The 16,499-nt window shown below is 66.7% G+C and carries 17 protein-coding genes; 7 read left to right on the top strand and 10 right to left on the bottom strand.

Going from position 1 to position 16,499, the window contains the following annotated elements; translation table 11 throughout:
- Window positions 1-69 precede the first annotated feature (69 nt).
- The 3 genes from ACQHGV_RS02365 to hslO all read left to right on the top strand — a co-directional run bounded on the left by ACQHGV_RS02365 (window position 70) and on the right by hslO (window position 3,270).
- Window positions 70-1,260, top strand: coding sequence for an aspartate aminotransferase family protein (locus ACQHGV_RS02365; protein ID WP_440979287.1), 1,191 nt, complete (start codon window positions 70-72; stop codon window positions 1,258-1,260).
- A gap of 54 nt (window positions 1,261-1,314) precedes the next feature.
- A complete protein-coding gene (gene argF / locus ACQHGV_RS02360; protein ID WP_440979286.1) occupies window positions 1,315-2,238 on the top strand; it encodes an ornithine carbamoyltransferase in 924 nt (307 codons plus the stop codon).
- A gap of 117 nt (window positions 2,239-2,355) precedes the next feature.
- Complete coding sequence (gene hslO, locus ACQHGV_RS02355; RefSeq protein WP_440979285.1) at window positions 2,356-3,270, top strand: Hsp33 family molecular chaperone HslO; 915 nt, start codon at window positions 2,356-2,358, stop codon at window positions 3,268-3,270.
- Window positions 3,271-3,435: 165 nt separating this feature from the next.
- Here hslO and ACQHGV_RS02350 read toward each other — a convergent pair whose 3' ends face one another.
- From ACQHGV_RS02350 to ACQHGV_RS02340, 3 genes are read right to left on the bottom strand one after another with little or no spacing between them, the layout of a single operon-like run.
- The gene (locus ACQHGV_RS02350; protein WP_440979284.1) at window positions 3,436-4,215 is read right to left on the bottom strand and encodes a LysR family transcriptional regulator; all 780 of its coding nucleotides are present in this window, start codon (window positions 4,213-4,215) and stop codon (window positions 3,436-3,438) included.
- A complete protein-coding gene (gene apaG / locus ACQHGV_RS02345) occupies window positions 4,212-4,610 on the bottom strand; it encodes a Co2+/Mg2+ efflux protein ApaG (RefSeq protein ID WP_183952788.1) in 399 nt (132 codons plus the stop codon). The genes ACQHGV_RS02350 and apaG overlap by 4 nt, the downstream gene beginning before the upstream one ends.
- On the bottom strand, window positions 4,607-5,815 hold the full coding sequence (locus ACQHGV_RS02340) for a trans-sulfuration enzyme family protein (protein WP_440979283.1): 1,209 nt from the start codon (window positions 5,813-5,815) through the stop codon (window positions 4,607-4,609). The genes apaG and ACQHGV_RS02340 overlap by 4 nt, the downstream gene beginning before the upstream one ends.
- 145 nt (window positions 5,816-5,960) lie before the next feature.
- On the opposite strand from ACQHGV_RS02340, the gene ACQHGV_RS02335 reads away from it, so the two are divergent.
- Both ACQHGV_RS02335 and ACQHGV_RS02330 read left to right on the top strand, forming a co-directional pair.
- Complete coding sequence (locus ACQHGV_RS02335) at window positions 5,961-6,272, top strand: hypothetical protein (RefSeq protein WP_240455935.1); 312 nt, start codon at window positions 5,961-5,963, stop codon at window positions 6,270-6,272.
- Between the two features lie 108 nt (window positions 6,273-6,380).
- The gene (locus ACQHGV_RS02330; RefSeq protein WP_440979282.1) at window positions 6,381-7,637 is read left to right on the top strand and encodes a phospholipid carrier-dependent glycosyltransferase; all 1,257 of its coding nucleotides are present in this window, start codon (window positions 6,381-6,383) and stop codon (window positions 7,635-7,637) included.
- 9 nt (window positions 7,638-7,646) lie between these two features.
- Here ACQHGV_RS02330 and ACQHGV_RS02325 read toward each other — a convergent pair whose 3' ends face one another.
- From ACQHGV_RS02325 to recO, 3 genes are read right to left on the bottom strand one after another with little or no spacing between them, the layout of a single operon-like run.
- Window positions 7,647-8,747, bottom strand: coding sequence for a glycosyltransferase family 2 protein (locus tag ACQHGV_RS02325; protein ID WP_440979281.1), 1,101 nt, complete (start codon window positions 8,745-8,747; stop codon window positions 7,647-7,649).
- 5 nt (window positions 8,748-8,752) lie between these two features.
- Window positions 8,753-9,796, bottom strand: a complete 1,044-nt coding sequence (leuB, locus tag ACQHGV_RS02320; RefSeq protein WP_440979280.1) for a 3-isopropylmalate dehydrogenase — start codon at window positions 9,794-9,796, stop codon at window positions 8,753-8,755.
- Between the two features lie 54 nt (window positions 9,797-9,850).
- On the bottom strand, window positions 9,851-10,582 hold the full coding sequence (recO, locus tag ACQHGV_RS02315; protein ID WP_440979279.1) for a DNA repair protein RecO: 732 nt from the start codon (window positions 10,580-10,582) through the stop codon (window positions 9,851-9,853).
- Window positions 10,583-10,800: 218 nt separating this feature from the next.
- On the opposite strand from recO, the gene ACQHGV_RS02310 reads away from it, so the two are divergent.
- Together ACQHGV_RS02310 and sigJ are read left to right on the top strand one after the other, a co-directional pair.
- On the top strand, window positions 10,801-11,442 hold the full coding sequence (locus ACQHGV_RS02310) for a flavodoxin family protein (protein WP_440979278.1): 642 nt from the start codon (window positions 10,801-10,803) through the stop codon (window positions 11,440-11,442).
- Window positions 11,442-12,305 (top strand): RNA polymerase sigma factor SigJ, encoded by an 864-nt coding sequence (gene sigJ / locus ACQHGV_RS02305; RefSeq protein ID WP_440980111.1) that lies wholly within the window; start codon window positions 11,442-11,444, stop codon window positions 12,303-12,305. The genes ACQHGV_RS02310 and sigJ overlap by 1 nt, the downstream gene beginning before the upstream one ends.
- Before the next feature lie 187 nt (window positions 12,306-12,492).
- Here sigJ and uvrC read toward each other — a convergent pair whose 3' ends face one another.
- From uvrC to ACQHGV_RS02285, 4 genes are all read right to left on the bottom strand, one after another.
- Window positions 12,493-14,412, bottom strand: a complete 1,920-nt coding sequence (gene uvrC / locus ACQHGV_RS02300) for an excinuclease ABC subunit UvrC (RefSeq protein ID WP_440979277.1) — start codon at window positions 14,410-14,412, stop codon at window positions 12,493-12,495.
- 230 nt (window positions 14,413-14,642) lie between these two features.
- Window positions 14,643-14,963, bottom strand: a complete 321-nt coding sequence (locus ACQHGV_RS02295) for a DMT family transporter (RefSeq protein WP_042484285.1) — start codon at window positions 14,961-14,963, stop codon at window positions 14,643-14,645.
- A gap of 370 nt (window positions 14,964-15,333) precedes the next feature.
- The gene (locus tag ACQHGV_RS02290; RefSeq protein ID WP_440979276.1) at window positions 15,334-15,996 is read right to left on the bottom strand and encodes a F0F1 ATP synthase subunit B family protein; all 663 of its coding nucleotides are present in this window, start codon (window positions 15,994-15,996) and stop codon (window positions 15,334-15,336) included.
- Window positions 15,989-16,483, bottom strand: a complete 495-nt coding sequence (locus ACQHGV_RS02285; protein ID WP_440979275.1) for a F0F1 ATP synthase subunit B family protein — start codon at window positions 16,481-16,483, stop codon at window positions 15,989-15,991. The genes ACQHGV_RS02290 and ACQHGV_RS02285 overlap by 8 nt, the downstream gene beginning before the upstream one ends.
- Window positions 16,484-16,499: the final 16 nt, after the last annotated feature.

Below are 16,499 nucleotides of genomic sequence, written 5' to 3'. Positions count from 1 at the left end.
GCAATAGCCCGTATGATCGCAAAGGGCGGCCACCTGTGCCGCCCTTTGCTGTTTGAAGGAGACATCCCCGTGACCATCACCGCCCTGATGCCCGTCTACCCACGGTGCGGGGTGCGTCCGGTCCGAGGCGAGGGCGTCTATCTCTATGGCGAGGACGGCGAGCAGTATCTGGACTTCGCCGCCGGGATCGCGGTGAACGCGCTGGGCCATGGCCATCCGAAGCTGGTCGAGGCGATCGCCAGGCAGGCCGCGACGCTGATGCATGTGTCGAACCTGTATGGCAGCCCGCAGGGTGAGCATTTCGCGCAGCGGCTGGTCGATTCGACCTTCGCCGACACGGTGTTCTTCACCAATTCGGGTGCCGAGGCCGTCGAGTGCGCGATCAAGACTGCGCGCCGCTATCACTTCGCCAATGGCAATCCGCAGCGCCATACGCTCATCACATTCAACAACGCGTTCCATGGCCGGACGCTGGGCGCGATCTCGGCGACCAACCAGCCCAAGATGCGCGACGGGTTCGAGCCGCTGCTGCCCGGCTTCGCCTATGCGCCGTTCGACGATCTGGAAGCCGCGCTCGCGCTGATCGACGACAACACCGCCGGTTTTTTGGTCGAGCCGATCCAGGGCGAAGGCGGCCTGCGCCCCGCCAGCATGGAATTCCTGCAAGGGCTGCGCAAGGCGTGCGACGAGCATGGCCTGCTGCTGGTGCTGGACGAAGTGCAGTGCGGTTATGGCCGTACCGGCAAGTTCTTCGCGCATGAGCTGTACGGCGTGAAGCCCGACATCATGGCGTCGGCCAAGGGCATCGGCGGCGGCTTCCCGCTGGGCGCGTGCCTGGCGACCGAGGAAGCGGCCAAGGGCATGGTCGCCGGAACGCATGGCTCGACCTATGGCGGCAACCCGCTCGCCATGGCTGCGGGCGAGGCGGTGCTCGACGTGATGCAGGAGCCGGGCTTCCTCGATCATGTCGAGGCGATGGGCCAGCGCCTGCGCGCCACCCTTGAGCAGATGATCCCGAACTTCGACCATCTGTTTGAGGAAGTGCGCGGCCACGGCCTGATGCAGGGCCTGAAGATGAAGAGCGACAGCCGTCGTTTCGTCGCGCACTGCCGCGACCATCACGGGCTGCTGCTGGTCGCGGCGGGCGAGAATGTCATCCGCATCCTGCCGCCGCTCACCATCGACGAGAGCCATATCACCGAGTTCGCGACGAAGCTGTCGGACGCCGCGCGCGTCTATGTCCCCGCCGCCGACGACTGATGATCCCTGCCACCCCGGCGGCGGGGAACCGCCGGGGCGACGGAGTATAGACCCATGACGATCCGCCACTTCCTGAACCTCGCCGACGCCGGTCCCGAGGGTGTGACCGCCATTCTGGCCGACGCGCAGGCCCGCAAGGCCGCCCGCGCCGGTTTCACCAAAGGCCGCGTCGATGCAGATGCGCCGCTCGCCGGGCACACGCTGGCCATGGTGTTCGAGAAGAACTCGACCCGCACCCGCGTCAGCTTCGACATGGCGATCCGCCAGCTGGGCGGCACCTCGATCGTGCTCGATGCGGGGACCATGCAGCTGGGTCGTGGCGAGACGATCGCCGACACCGCGCGCATCCTGTCGGGCTATACCGACGCGATCATGATCCGCACCGACGACCATGCCAAGGTCGAGGAAATGGCGCATTATGCCAGCGTGCCGGTCATCAACGGCCTGACCGACCTGTCGCACCCCTGCCAGATCATGGCCGACCTGCTGACCGTGATCGAGGCGGGCAAGACCCTGTCCGGCATGAAGGTCGCCTGGCTGGGCGACGGCAACAACGTCCTGCACTCGATCGTCGAGGCGGGTGGGCTGCTCGGCTTCGACGTCGTGGCCGCCTGCCCCAATGGCTATCACCCGGAGCCGGGCACGCTGGAGCTGGGCCGGGGCCGCGCGACCTGCACCACCGATCCGCGTGCGGCGGTCGAGGGCGCGGACATCGTCGTCACCGACACCTGGATTTCGATGGGCCAGGCCCATGCCGAGGAAAAGCTGGCCGCGATGATGCCGTATCAGGTCAATGCCGAACTGATGGCGCTGGCCAAGCCCGACGCCAAGTTCCTCCACTGCCTGCCCGCGCACCGTGACGAGGAAGTCACGTCGGAGGTGATCGACGGCCCGCAATCGCTGATCTGGCCCGAGGCGGAAAACCGCCTCCACGCGCAGAAATCGGTGCTGCGCTGGTGCTTTGGCCAGATCGGTTGATCGCGGCCGAGCCCATACTATCTATGGAAAGGCCGGCGGGTTCGTCGGCCTTTTCTCTTTTCCCGCCTGACCGGCACCATATCGCCCGGACGTCCTCCGGAGCGTAAAGGCACGAGCATGACCGACATCACCCTGCCCGACCTCGACCGCGCGATCGCGTTCACTATTCCCGAGCAGCACGCACGCGGACGACTGGTGCGGCTCGGCCCGGTGCTGGACGAGATTCTGGCGGCGCACGCCTATCCCCCCGCGATCGAGCGGCTGCTGACCGAGGCGCTGACGCTGACCGCGCTGATGGGCGCGACGCTGAAGGATACCAGCGGCCAGTTGACCATCCAGACGCGCAGCGACAGCGGCGTGATCCGGCTGCTGGTCTGCGATTATCGCGGCGGCGAGCTGCGCGGCTATATCCAGTATGACGAGGATCGGCTGGCCGAACTGCCCGCCGACCCGACGCTGTTCGCGTTGTTCGGTCAGGGCTATCTGGCGATCACCTTCGACCTGGCGGTGACCGGCGAGCGGTATCAGGGCATCGTGCCGCTCGACGGCGACACGCTGTCGGCCGCCGCCGAGAGCTATTTCATCCAGTCGGAGCAGATCCCCAGCCTGCTACGCGTCGGGATCGCCAAGGGGCCGGACGGTCGCACGGTCGCGGGCGGCCTGTTTCTCCAGCATCTGCCCGAGGGCGAGGAAGGCCGCGAGCGGCTGCACGTCAAGCTCGACCATCCCGAGTGGGAGCATGTCCAGGCGCTCGGCCAGACCATGCAGGTCGAGGAACTGGCCGACGCCGCGCTGCCGCTGGAGACATTGGTGTGGCGGCTGTTCAACGAGGAGCGCAATGTCCGCGTATCGGAATCGCCCGCGATCGTGCGCGGCTGCCGCTGCTCGGCGGAGTATATCGCCAGCGTCATCACGAAGTTCTCGGTCGAGGAACGGCGCGAGATGGCCGATGCCGATGGCCTGATCCAGGTCGACTGCGCCTTCTGCGCGAAGAAGTTTCCGGTGCCGTTCGACGCGGAGGCGGCGGCCTGACCGCTTATTCCTCCCCAAGCTATGCTTGGGGAGGGGGACCATGCGCAGCATGGTGGAGGGGCATTCCGTCTGGCAAAGCCCCTATATTTGCGATCGGAACCGCCCCCTCCACCACCAGCCTACGGCTGGCGGTCCCCCTCCCCATCGGAGATGGGGAGGATTGGATCAGCCCCCCAGCGCTTCGACCAGCGCCTTGACCTTTTGCTGGCGCCATTGCGGCAGCGGGGCGACCAGCCAGTACCCCATGCGCGACGGCACCGCTTCACCGGTTGCGATCACCCGCCCCTCGGCCAGATCGCGTTCGGCGAGCAGGTGCGGCACGGTCGCGCGACCCAGACCCGCCGCCACCGCATCGATGGCGAGGCCCGCATCGGTCACGCGGATCAGAGGCGCGCCGTCCTCCGGCGCGCCCGGCCAGGCGATCAGCGGGGCGTCGGCGGGACCAATCGGAATCATTCCGTCCGACTCGATCGCCTCCCCCTCCAGCCCGCCGGGGCCGTCACCCCAGCGAATGGCGAGGTCGAGATTCGCCTCGGTGAAGTCCAGCCCCTCGTCCGACGCGATCAGCGAGAAGCGCAGGTCGGGATCGCTCGCGGCGATGGCGGCGAGGCGCGGCATCAGCCATTTCTCGGTCACGTCGCGCGGCGCGGCGATGGTCAGCGACTTGGACGACTGGCCCGCCTGCATCGCGCGCACCGCATCCTCGAATTGCAGGAAGCCCGCCCGCAAGGGGGCCAGCCCCGCCTCCGCTTCGGGCGTCAGTTCGAGCCCACGCGTGGTGCGACGGAACAGCACGACGCCCAGCGTATCCTCCAGCGCGCGGATCTGCTGCCCGACCGCCGCCGGGGTCACCGCCAGCTCGTCAGCGGCGCGGGTGAAGCTCAGATGGCGCGCGGCCGCGTCGAGCACGCGCAGGCCGTTGAGCGGCAGGTGCGTGCGCTTCACGATTCCACCGCCGGCGCGATCAGCGCGAAGTGGGGAATGGCGGCATCGAAGGTCACGCCGTCCGCGCCGACCATCCTGTAGCTGCCCTGCATCGCCCCGCTGGTCGTCGCCAGCGGACAGCCCGAGACATAGTCATAGGCGGTGCCCGGCTGGATCACCGGCTGCTCGCCGACCACGCCCTCTCCCTCGACCGAATGGCGCGCGCCGCGTCCGTCGGTGATGATCCAGCGGCGGGTGAGCAGCTGCACCGGCTGATCCCCGTCATTCTCGATGCGGACATGATAGGCCCAGAACCAGCGCCCGCGCTGCGGCTCGGACTGTTCGGGCAGATAGCTGACCGACACGCGCACCGTCACCGGCCCGCTGGTCAGCGCGTGGGAGAAGAGCGCCTTCACAGACCCACGGCGCGCAGGGCCTGGTCGAGATCGTCGATCAGGTCGTCCGCATCCTCCAGCCCGACATTCAGGCGCAGCATCCCCTCGCCGATCCCCATCTCGACGCGCTTGTCCTCGGCGACACCGGCATGGGTGGTCGAGGCCGGGTGAGTCATCAGCGAGCGCGAGTCGCCGATATTGTTGGAGATGTCGATCAGCTCCAGCGCGTCGAGCAGGCCGTGCGCCTGTTCGCGACCGCCATCGAGTTCGAGCGCGAAGATGCTGCCCCCCGCCTTCATCTGGCGCATCGCCAGCTCATGCTGCGGATGGCTGGGCAGCGCCGGGCACAGGACGCGCGGCACGCGGCCCTCCAGGAAGGTCGCGACCTTCAACGCCGACTCCGACTGGCGATGGATACGCAGGTCCAGCGTCTCCAGCCCCTTCAACACCACCCAGGCATTGAAGGCCGACAGCGTCGGACCGGTGTTGCGGGTGAAGGGCAGCAGCGTGTTGGTGATGAAGTCCTCGGTCCCGCACACCGCGCCCGCCAGCACGCGCCCCTGCCCGTCCATCATCTTGGTGGCGGAATAGGCGGTGACGTCCGCGCCGAAATCCATCGGCCGCTGGAGCGCGGGCGTCGCGAAGGCATTGTCGACGACCGTCGTGATGCCGCGTTCGCGCGCGATGGCGCAGATCGCCTCCAGGTCGGCGACGTCCATCGTCGGATTGGCGGGGGTTTCGAAGAAGAAGACCTTCGTCTCGGGGCGGACCGCGTCGAGGAACGCCTGCGGATCGCGGGCATCGACGACGGTGGTGGCGATGCCGAACTTAGGGAGCAGCGTGTCGGTCAGCCAGCGGCACGATCCGAACGCCGCGCGCCCTCCGACCAGATGGTCGCCCCCCTGCAACTGACAGAGCAACACCGCGGTCATCGCCGCCATACCCGACGCCATGGTCCGGCACGCCTCGGCCCCTTCGAGGAGCGCGATACGCTGTTCCAGCATCTCGACGGTCGGGTTCTGGAGGCGGGAATAGGTCATCCCCTCCTGCTCGCCCGCGAACCGCGCCGCCGCATCGCCCGCCCGGTCATAGCAATAGCCTGAGGTCAGAAAGAGCGCCTCGGACGTCTCGCCATATTCCGACCGCGCGGTGCCGCCGCGCACGGCCTGCGTTGCGGGACGCCATTGGTTGGTGATCGAACGGTCCTGGCCAGTCTTACGCTTCATGCCAGCCCATTTGCCGGTCCGGGACACGGGGTTCAAGGATATTCCGCCTATCATGGCGGACAGCATCCCTCCCAACTGTCACCGTTACACGATCGGAACGAAAATCGGCCCGATCCGGTTATGCTCGCGACCTGCAACAGGGAGAATGACGATGAAGATTGGGATCGGCCTTTTGCTCGCGGCCAGCGTGGTGTCGCTGTCGGCCTGCAACAGCAAGGGCACCGACAAGCTGGCGGACCGTGTCGAGAACGCCGCCGACAACCGCGCCGACACCATGGAGTCGCAGGCCGACGCGCTGCGCAACGAAGCCAAGATGCTCGACAAGCGCGCCGAGAACACCCGCGACTATGCCGAGGACCGCGCCGACGCGATCAAGGCGGCGGACGTCAACGCCAGCGCGATGAGCCAGGAACAGCGCGACGCGATCGTCGCCAACCAGGCCGCGGCGGTCCGCTAAGCCGACCAGTCGTGATGACGGAGGGCCCCACCCTCCGTCATCCCCCAATGTCGTCGGCGGTAGGAGCCCCCGCCACCAAAGTCATTGCCCGATCGCCGCGCCAGCGCCATGACCATGGCCATGCGCCGTCTGCTCGCCCCCTTCAGCCGCCCGGCCCCGGCGCTGTTCGCGCTGCTCGCCATCGCCCAGGCGATCTTCAGCTGGCGACTCACCACCCCGCACACGCTGGTCTTCGACGAAGTCCATTATGTCCCCGCCGCGCGCACGCTGCTGGCGCTGTCGGGGCCGGTGAATATCGAGCATCCGCTGCTCGGCAAGACGCTGATCGCCGCCGGGATGCTGGTGTTCGGCGACAATCCGCTGGGCTGGCGCGCGCTGTCGACGCTGGCGGGAACGGCGATCGTCGGGGGCGTGTTCGCGATCGTCTGGCTGATGACACGGCGGACGCGCGCGGCGGCGGTCGCGGGTCTGCTGACCATCGTCAATTTCGTCGTGCTGGTGCAGGCGCGCATCGCCATGCTCGACGGGTTCATGGCGGCCTTCGTCGTGCTGGCGGTCGCCGCCATGGGCTGGGCGATGCGCGGCGACGCAGGCCAGAGCCGATGGCGCTGGACGCTGGGGGCCGTGCTGCTGGGGCTGGCGGTCGGCACCAAATGGGCCGCCGTGCCCTATCTGGGCTATGCGGCGATCGGGTTCGTCCTGCTGAAGCGCGGCGATCCGTCGCGCTGGCCGGGGTTGTCCTGGTGGTCGGCCTGGGGACTGCTCGGGCTGGCGGCGGGCCTCGCCTATGCCGCGACCTTCGCGCCGGCCTTTTCCTACGCGTCCGAGCCGATGACGCTGGCGCGGCTGATCCCGTTCCAGCTCGACATGTATGCCCGCCAGACCCAGATTCTACCGCCGCACGCCTATCAGTCGGCCTGGTGGAGCTGGCCCGTCATCGGGCGGCCGATCTGGTATTTCTACGAAGTCGCGGATGGGGCGCAGCGGGGGGTTTTCCTGCTCGGCAATCCGGTGGTGATGTGGGGCGGACTGATCGCGGTGGCGGCCTGTGCGCTGGGCTGGCTGCGGACGCGCGAGGTGCGGCTGGGCGTCGCCGCCGCGCTTTGGATCGGCGGGTTCGCGATCTGGGCGATCATCCCCAAGTCGCTGGGCTTTTACTATTATTACTTCCTGCCGGCGATCTGGCTGTCGATCGCGCTGGCGGTGGTGATCGATCGGTGGCGCGGCTGGCTGCGCGATTGGGACGAGGTCTATCTGGTCGCGGCGATCAGCCTGTTCGTCTATTTCTATCCGATCCTGACGGCCGGGGCGCTGGGCGGGCCGAGGGCTTTCCTGCGCTGGGCCTGGTTTGCGGATTGGCGGTGAGGGATTGCCTCAATACCGCCCCCACACGAACCGCGACGACAGCGCATAATTCCACACCGCGCCGATCAGCACCCCGATCAGCGCCGACACCGCCCATTCGTTGGCCCGCGCATCGTGCAGAAAGGCCGCGACGCCGACATTGGCGATCGCCCCGACCGAACAGACCAGACAGAAGGAGACCCAGCCATCGAGCAGCGGCTTGAAGCCACGCAATCGCCGGTCGCGATAGGTCAGCGCGTTGTTGAGGAAGAAGTTGAAGGTCATCGCCGCCGCCACCGCGACGATCTGGCTGGCCAGGAAGCTGACGCCCAGCAGGACGAAGAACAGGCTCAAGACGGCCATGTGCACGCCGATGCCCAGCACCCCGATCGCCGAGAACATGGCGAAGCGCACCGGCACCACCTTGCCGAAGCGACGGTCGTACAGCGCGATCAGATATTCCATCGCCACGACATGATCGAGCTTCGACTCGCCCTCGGTCCGCACGCGGAACACATAGGGCATCTCGGCGGCGCGTAAGGGGCGCGGCGAGGCACTCATGATGTCGAGCAGGATCTTGAAGCCGATGCCCGACAGATGCGGCACCGTCTCGCGCGCCACCGCCGTGCGGACCATGAAAAATCCGCTCATCGGGTCGGACAGGTTCACGTTCAGCACGCGCTGCGACAATCTGGTGGCGAAGGCCGACTTGGCGACGCGGTCGCGATCCCAGTCGCCCGTCCCGCCGCCATCGACGAAGCGCGATCCCACCACCAGATCGAGATCGCCTTCCGCCTGCAACCGGTCGAGCATCTTCGGGAGCAGCGTCTCGTCATGCTGGAGGTCGCCGTCGATGACCGCGACCATGGGAGCAGCAGTGGCGCACATCCCCTCGATACAGGCCGAGGACAGGCCGCGCCGCCCGATCCGCTGGATCACCCGGACGCGGGGGTCGACCTTGCCGAGTTCACGCGCGGCGTCCGCCGTGCCGTCGGGGCTGTTGTCGTCGACGAAGATCGCCTCCCACCGCCGCCCGGCCAGCGCCTGGTCGAGCTTGGCGATGAGCACGGGCACATTGGCGCGCTCGTTGAAGGTCGGGATGACGACCGCGAGTTCGAGGAGCGCGCCCATGCGGATCAGAGTCGGTCGAGGATCGCGTCGGCCATGGCGCGGGTCGACAGGCTGCCGCCCAGATCGCCGGTCCGCGCGCCCTCGCGGATCGCGCCCGCCACCGCCGCGTCGATGCGGTCGGCGGCCTCGGTGAGGCCCAGCGAGTGGCGCAGCATCATCGCCGAGGACAGGATCGCGGCGCACGGATTGGCCTTGCCCTGGCCCGCAATGTCGGGCGCCGAGCCATGGATCGGCTCGTACAACCCCTTGCCCGTCGCACCCAATGCGGCGGAGGGCAGCATGCCGATCGAGCCGGCGCACATCGACGCCTGATCCGACAGGATGTCGCCGAACAGATTGCCGGTCAGGATGACGTCGAACTGACCTGGATCGCGCACCAGCTGCATCGCGCAATTGTCGACATACATATGGTCGAGCGCGACATCGGGGTAATCCTTCGCCACCTCGATCACCACATCACGCCACAGCTGCGAGGTTTCCAGAACATTGGCCTTGTCCACCGACAACAGGCGGCGACGACGGCGCATCGCGGTCTCGAAGCCGACGCGGGCGATCCGGGCGACCTCTTCCTCGTCATAGCGCATCAGGTCATGGCCTTCGCGCAGGCCCGCCTCGGTGGTGCCACGGCCCTTCGCGCCGAAATAGACGTCGCCGGTCAGCTCACGCACGATCACCATGTCGATCCGGCGCGCGATGTCGGGGCGCAGCGAGCTGGCATCCTCCAGCCCCTCGAACAGCCGCGCAGGGCGCAGGTTCGCGAACAGGCCGAACGCCTTGCGCAGGCCCAGGATCGCCTGTTCCGGCCGGTGCGCGCGTTCCAGATTGTCGAAGCGCGGATCGCCGACCGCGCCGAACAGCAGCGCATCGGCGCGCTCCGCCACCGCCAGCGTCTCGGGCGGCAGCGGATGGCCCGCCGCCTCGTACGCCGCACCGCCGACCTCGGCCTCCTCGAAGGTCAGGCCCAGGTCCAGTGCCTCCAGCACGCGCCGCGCTTCCGCCGTCACTTCCGGGCCGATGCCGTCACCGGCGAGGATCGCGATCAATGCCATGGCTGGCCCCTTCCTGTCTCTGTCCGGAGCGCCCTTTGCCTTAGCGGGCGGGCATCACGCAACCGCCCTTTTGAACCGATCGAACAACCGCGCGCGTGCCGGCATGGGATCGTTGCGCAAACCCGCGAGCAGATCGCGCGTCAGGAAATGCGCGGTGATCCGCGCGCCCGCAAAGATGTCGGGCCAGTCCGCCACCCCGCCCTCGCACAGGAAAGCGGGCAACGGGAACAGCCGCGCCTCATAACCGAACGCGGCCCCCACCGACACCGCCGCGCCGCTCTTGGGGCTGACATAGGCGAGGTCGTCCGCCGCGCCGGTCACGGTGCACCGCTCCAAATCCAGCCCGAACCCCAACTGCCCGAGCAGCAGCAATTCATAGCGCACCAACGCCCCCGCCCAGCCCCGCGCCGAGGGCGCCGACTCGATCGCGGTCAGCACCGCGTCCAGCGCATCGTAGAGGACGGGATAGGGCTGTTCCTCGGGCAGGGCGGCGGCGGTCAGCGCGCACAGCCACTCGATCCCGGCGGCGGCCAGCGGCTCGCCATGCAGCCCCGCCCTGCTATGCCCCGGCTCGATCGTCAGCGCGGCCAGTTGCTCCGCCGTCCGCGCCCGCCACTCGCCGATAATGTCGTTCCCCGGTTGCAGGATCGGCCGCAGCCCCCGCGACCGTCCGCCCCGGACATAGCCCGGCTGCACCCCATCCGCGCGGGTCAGGCCCCGCACGATCGCCCCATGCTCGCCATGCGGCCGGACCGACAGGATGATGGCGGGGGCGACCCGATGCATGGGTATGGATGTAGGGGGGAATGGGGTGGGATGCTACGTGGTGGAGGATTTCTCGTCGCGCGCGCAAACCCCAATGCAGATTATTAGAAGCCAAATCTTTCCCAAAGAGATCGAAATTTGGGACGCACGCGTCCACCTTCCATGATTCTTTTGTTGCCCATGTCACAATACCGTCGGTCAATTTGTCATGCCATTCGAAGACAGTCGAACGAGGTGGCATGATGGGCATCGAAGAAGGGCTTTATAAGGGCGAGGTGACGCAGGGCAGTGCGTGTGTCGCAATCATCTATCATAGCGGATACGGGCATACAGCGCGACAGGCTAAAGCCGTTGCCGAGGGGGTGCGACACATCCCCGGCGGCCGTTCAATCTTGATGACCGTTGAGGAGGCAGAAGGCCGCTGGCCCGATTTGCTGGAAGCGGACGCAATCATCTTCGGCGCGCCGACCTACGTCGGTGGAGCATCGGCAGCGTTCAAAGCCTTTCAGGAGGCCAGCTCGCGCGCGGTGATGGCGTCGGGCTATCTCTGGAAAGACAAGATCGCTGCCGGCTTCACCAACTCGGGCGCGCTCGCCGGCGACAAGCTCTCAACCCTCTTCCAGATGGTCCTTTTCGCGGCCCAGCACTGCATGCACTGGGTCAACCTGGACCTGCCGCCATCGAACAACTCGGCCGCAGGTTCTCCGGACGATCTTAACCGGCTCGGGTTCTGGCTGGGCGCCGCTGCCCAATCGAACACGGACGAAGGGCCGGATACTGCCCCGCCTGAAGCCGATCTTGCGACCGCTCGACATCTTGGCAACCGTGTAACGATGGTAACCAAGCAATTTGTCGCAGGACGCCGCGGAGCCGCCGGATGATGGACCTATCCAGTCAGGATCTACAAGCGCTTCGGCCGCCATTGATACGCTTGGCATACAGGATGCTGGGTTCGATCGTCGATGCCGAAGACGTGGTGCAGGAGGCGTTCGGACGTTGGCTAGCGTCGGATCACAATACGGTGCGTGAACCGGCGGCTTTCCTTCGTGTAATCGTCACCCGGCTTTGCCTCAATGTCTTGGCGTCTGCGCGCTGTAATCGGGAAACGTATATCGGACCGTGGTTGCCAGAACCTGTCTTCGATCCGGATGATGCCGATCCGGTCGACGATATCACCTTGCCGCTGATGATCGCATTGGAGCGCCTATCTCCCCTTCAACGCGCCGCGTTCCTGCTACACGATATATTCGGCATGGACTTCGTCCAGATCGGGGAGGCGATCAATCGTGCCCCGGCGGCATGCCGGCAACTTGCGAGCCGCGCTCGATCGGACCTGCAGAAGGAGCGACCCCGTTTCGCAATCAGCAAAGCGCACGGCGAGGCCGTAGCGGCAGCATTTTACTCTGCGTCTCGCAACGGCGATATGAAGGCGCTGCGCGCCTTGCTCACGCAAGATGTGATCGCGGTCGCCGATGGCGGTGGAAAGGTGTCAGCCTCACCCATACCCCTAGTTGGTATCGACGCAGTGATGGCGCGACATATTGAAATGGCGATCCTCTTCAGCCGTGAACCATCGCGGTTGCTCAGGTATGGCCGCATCAGCGGTTTGCCAGGCTTCCTTACAATCGAAGCGGGAGACGTGCGCCAAACTACTGCGCTCGACATTAGCGGTGATCTCGTTGCGGCGATCTACGTAACTCGCAACCCTGAGAAACTATCGCATGCGGCCGCCGACCTTAAGTAAGCCAGCGCACCTCATTCCCGTTTGGGGACGGCAAACGCGAATGCCCAATATCTTGCGGTTTGGTAAGCCAGGAAGCGGAGAATTTCAAAGAATCTGTTCCCGACTGTTTGTTTCCGAAACTGCGGTGGATCGACGAAAAAACGGGAATGGCAAAGAGGACGGATAGCCAGTTCCTGGCCCTGTGCCCTTACCGGCTATGGTAAAAGTCATACACCTGCTGCGCCACCGCTTGGCTGACCCCCGGCGCCTTACGCAAGTCCTCCAGACTGGCATTGCGCACCGCGCGGCCCGTGCCGAAGTGCATCAGCAACGCCTTCTTCCGCGCCGGGCCGATGCCGGGCACTTCGTCGAGCGGGCTCGCCCCCATCGCCTTGGCGCGCTTGTCGCGGTGCGCGCCGATCACGAAGCGGTGGACCTCGTCGCGTAGCCGCTGGAGGTAGAACAACAATGGCGCGTTGACCGGCAGCATCCGTTCGCTGCCGTCCATCATATGAAAGACCTCGCGCCCCTCGCGGCCGTGATGCGGGCCCTTGGCGACGCCGACCAAGCAGACATCCTCGATGCCCAGATCCTCCAGCACCGCCTTGGCTGCGTTGAGCTGGCCGCGCCCGCCGTCGATCAGGACCAGGTCAGGCCAGGTCGCGTCGTCGCGGTCCGGGTTCTCCTCAAGCTGGCGCGCGAAGCGACGGCGGAAGACTTCGCGCATCATGCCGAAATCGTCGTTGGTCGCCGCCTCGTTCCCCTTGATGTTGAACTTGCGATACTGGCCCTTCTGGAACCCCTCCGGCCCCGCCACGACCATCGCGCCCAGCGCATTGGTGCCTTGGATATGGCTGTTGTCGTATATCTCGATCCGCTGCGGCGGTTCGGACAGGTCGAAGAAATCGGCGACCTCGCGCAGCAGCTTGGCTTGAGTGGTCGACTCGGCCAGCCGCCGCTCGAGCGCCTCGACCGCGTTGCGCTTCGCCTGATCGAGCAGGCGGCGGCGATCGCCCCGCTGCGGCACGGTCAGCTGCACCTTGTACCCGGCACGCTCACCCAGCGCCTCGGTCAGCAACTCGCCTTCGGGAAGGTCGCGGTCGAGCAGGATGGTCTTGGCGGGCGGCACCTCCTCGTAAAATTGGCTGAGGAAGCTGGTCAGCACCTCCTCCTCGGGCACGTCGGTGGTGTGCGCGGGAAAGAAGCTGCGATGGCCCCAATTCTGGCCGCCGCGGATGAAGAAGGCCTGGATGCCCATCACCCCCTCGCGACATGCCAGCGCGAAGATATCGGCGTCGCCCACCCCCTCGGCGTTGATCGCCTGAGTCCCCTGAATGAAGGTCAACGCCTTCAGCCGGTCGCGCAGGATCGCGGCGAGTTCGAAGTCCATCGCCTCGGCCGCGTCTTGCATCTGCTTGCCCAGCTTGGCCTGAACCTGGGTCGACTTGCCGCCAAGGAAGTTCTTGGCGTCGGCGACCAGCTCGGCATAGGCGGCCTCGTCGATCCGGCCGACGCAGGGCGCCGAGCAGCGCTTGATCTGGTAGAGCAGGCACGGCCGGTCGCGCCCCTTGAAGAAGCTGTCGGTGCAGGAGCGGAGCAGGAACAGCTTTTGCAGCGCGTTCAACGTATTGTTGACACTGCCCGCGCTGGCGAAGGGGCCGTAATAATTGCCGACCGCCCGCCGCGCGCCGCGATGCTTCTGGATGCGCGGGAAATCATGGTCGTTGCGCAGCAGGATGAAGGGAAAGCTCTTGTCGTCGCGCAGCAGGACGTTGAAGGCGGGGCGATAGCGCTTGATGAGCTGCGCCTCGAGCAGCAGCGCCTCGGCCTCGTTGTTGGTCGTGACGATGGTCATCGACCGGGTTTGCGCGACCATGCGTTGCAGGCGCTTGGGGAGGCGATCGACCTGGGTGTAGTTGGCGACGCGGTTCTTCAGCGCGCGCGCCTTGCCGATATAGAGGACATCGCCGCGCGCATCCTGCATCCGATACACGCCCGGCCGCAGCGGCAAGGTCGCCAGCACGTTGCGGATCGCCGCCACCCCAGCCTTCAGATCGGGCGCATCGGCACCGCGCAGGGTGAAGGTGGATTTCTCTTCGTTGAAGCGATCGACGGGGGGCTCGGACATCGCGTGCGATTTAGGGGTGCGGGGAGCGGATCGCTACCCTGTGCGGTCGCTTTGGTTCACGCGAAGCCGCGAAGACGCGAAGGATTTTTGCGCGCAGGAGCGCGAGATAATTCCTCCCCTGCAAGGGGAGGTGGCAGTCCGAAGGACTGACGGAGGGGTGTCACGGCCAGCGGGGACACCCCTCCACCATGCTTCGCATGGTCCCCCCCCCTCGCAGGGGAGGAATGCGTTCAACCTTGCGCGAAGAGCTTGGTGCCCATCACGCCGATCACGGTCAGCACCATGAAGCCAGCCTGGATCGGCGCGATCTTGTCGCCGAATACGATGGCCCCGCCGATCACGACGCCGACCGCGCCCAGCCCGGTCCACACCGCATAGGCGGTGCCCGCCGGAAGCCCGCGCATGGCGAGCGCCAGCAGACCCATGTTCACGAAGCTGAGGATGATTGGCACGCTCGACGCCTGCCAGGTGGCGACGGTCGCCGCCCATTTCAGGCTGAGCGCCCAGCAGATCTCGGTAATCACGGCAATGCCCAGAATGACCCATGCCATCGGAAGCGTCTCCTTTGTCACGGGCTCGGGGATATGGGCATCGTCGCCGGAAACCCGAAAGAGACGGCGATGCGGACCCGCCTTTGGGGGCCGGGTTATGTGTTGTGGGGAGTTGCCCCTCCACCACCGGGCTTTGGCCCGGCGGTCCCCCTCCCCAAGCCGAGCTTGGGGAGGAATGCGTTTCCCCACCCTCCGTTCGGGCTGAGCGCAGTCGAAGCCCAAGGGAATTCCTTTCCTCCGCGCGGCGATAGGGCAGGACGTGGCCTTCGACTTCGCTCAGCCTGAACGGGGATGGGTACGGGTCCCAAAACGACCGAACCGCGCCTCGGGCCAACCCGAAGCGCGGTCCTGTCTCCGGCCCGGAAGCCGATCAGTTCGGGCGACCGAGCCCCGCGATAGTGCGGTCGATCATCGCCCGGTCGGCATCGGCCGAGTGGTGCTCGGCGATCAGCAGACCGGCGGCCTTGGCGGCAGCCTCGGCAGCGCGGGCCCGGACCTCGGCCAGTGCGGTGCGCTCGGCGGCGGCGATCTTGTCCTCGGCCATCTTGGCGCGACGCTCCATCAGCGCCTCGGCATCGGCCTTGGCCTTGCTGAGCAGCTGACCCGCCTCATGCTGCGCCTGGACGCGCATCGCCTCGGCATCGGCATGCGCCGCCTTCGCCTTGGCCTCATATTCGGCCTTCAGCGCTTCGGCTTCCTTACGCAGCTTGGTCGCTTCGTCGAGCTGGGCGCGGATGCCGGCGATCTTCTGGTCGAGCGAACGACCGATCATCGAAGGCACCTTCTTAACCAGCATGCCGATCAGCACGACCAGAGCGGCAAGCGCCACCCAGCCGGTCGAATCGAAACCCAGCGCGGTCGGGCTGGCGGCATGATGCTCGGTCTCGGCGGCGGCGACCGTGTTGCCGGTCAGGCCGTCGCCCTCGCGGATCGGACGCTGCGCCATGCCCTCGGCCGATGCCGCGTCGGCCAGGTTCTGCGCCACCAGCGCATCGCCATTGGTCAGCGCACCGCCTGCGGAATGATTAGCCATGCGCGCTCACCTTTCGCACCGCGTCGGCCGCCGCATCCTCGCCCACCTGGGCGCCGGACAGCTTGGCGACGAGATCGCGCGCGGCCTCCGCCGCCACGGACTGAAGATTGGCCATCGCCTCGGCCTTGGCATTGGCGATCGCCAGGTCATGATGACCCAGACGCTCGGTCAGGTCGGCGTCGGCCGCCTTGACCTGCGCCTCGAAAGCGTGGGTCGCCCGCGCCTTGGCGGCGTTGGTTTCGGTCATCGCGGCGACGCGCGCGGCGTCCATCTCGGCCCGCCATGCCGCCTCGACCCGGTCGGCCTCGGCACGCGCGGCCTCCGCCGCCGCCAGATCGCCGGCGATACGGCCTTCGCGAGCGTCGACGGTCGCCTGAATCTTGGGCACCATCCCACGACCGACCACAAAATACAGCAGGCCGAACGTGATCAGGAGCCAGAAGATCTGCGACGCATAGGTCGCACTGATCTGTGCTATCTGGGGCATGGAGTCCTCGTTGCCA

Origin of the sequence: Sphingomonas pseudosanguinis, from assembly GCF_052056765.1 — a bacterium.
Lineage (GTDB): Bacteria > Pseudomonadota > Alphaproteobacteria > Sphingomonadales > Sphingomonadaceae > Sphingomonas > Sphingomonas pseudosanguinis.
This window is presented reverse-complemented; position numbering and strand designations above follow the sequence as displayed.

What these genes read in the sequence shown, in the direction of transcription:
- argF (WP_440979286.1), top strand. Translation starts at nt 1,315, where the DNA reads ATGACGATCCGCCACTTCCTGAACCTCGCCGACGCCGGTCCCGAGGGT.
- hslO (WP_440979285.1), top strand. Translation starts at nt 2,356, where the DNA reads ATGACCGACATCACCCTGCCCGACCTCGACCGCGCGATCGCGTTCACT.
- ACQHGV_RS02340 (WP_440979283.1), bottom strand. Translation starts at nt 5,815, where the DNA reads ATGAAGCGTAAGACTGGCCAGGACCGTTCGATCACCAACCAATGGCGT.
- ACQHGV_RS02335 (WP_240455935.1), top strand. Translation starts at nt 5,961, where the DNA reads ATGACGATGAAGATTGGGATCGGCCTTTTGCTCGCGGCCAGCGTGGTG.
- ACQHGV_RS02330 (WP_440979282.1), top strand. Translation starts at nt 6,381, where the DNA reads ATGACCATGGCCATGCGCCGTCTGCTCGCCCCCTTCAGCCGCCCGGCC.
- ACQHGV_RS02325 (WP_440979281.1), bottom strand. Translation starts at nt 8,747, where the DNA reads ATGGGCGCGCTCCTCGAACTCGCGGTCGTCATCCCGACCTTCAACGAG.
- leuB (WP_440979280.1), bottom strand. Translation starts at nt 9,796, where the DNA reads ATGGCATTGATCGCGATCCTCGCCGGTGACGGCATCGGCCCGGAAGTG.
- recO (WP_440979279.1), bottom strand. Translation starts at nt 10,582, where the DNA reads ATGCATCGGGTCGCCCCCGCCATCATCCTGTCGGTCCGGCCGCATGGC.
- ACQHGV_RS02310 (WP_440979278.1), top strand. Translation starts at nt 10,801, where the DNA reads ATGATGGGCATCGAAGAAGGGCTTTATAAGGGCGAGGTGACGCAGGGC.
- sigJ (WP_440980111.1), top strand. Translation starts at nt 11,442, where the DNA reads ATGGACCTATCCAGTCAGGATCTACAAGCGCTTCGGCCGCCATTGATA.
- uvrC (WP_440979277.1), bottom strand. Translation starts at nt 14,412, where the DNA reads ATGTCCGAGCCCCCCGTCGATCGCTTCAACGAAGAGAAATCCACCTTC.
- ACQHGV_RS02295 (WP_042484285.1), bottom strand. Translation starts at nt 14,963, where the DNA reads ATGGCATGGGTCATTCTGGGCATTGCCGTGATTACCGAGATCTGCTGG.
- ACQHGV_RS02290 (WP_440979276.1), bottom strand. Translation starts at nt 15,996, where the DNA reads ATGGCTAATCATTCCGCAGGCGGTGCGCTGACCAATGGCGATGCGCTG.
- ACQHGV_RS02285 (WP_440979275.1), bottom strand. Translation starts at nt 16,483, where the DNA reads ATGCCCCAGATAGCACAGATCAGTGCGACCTATGCGTCGCAGATCTTC.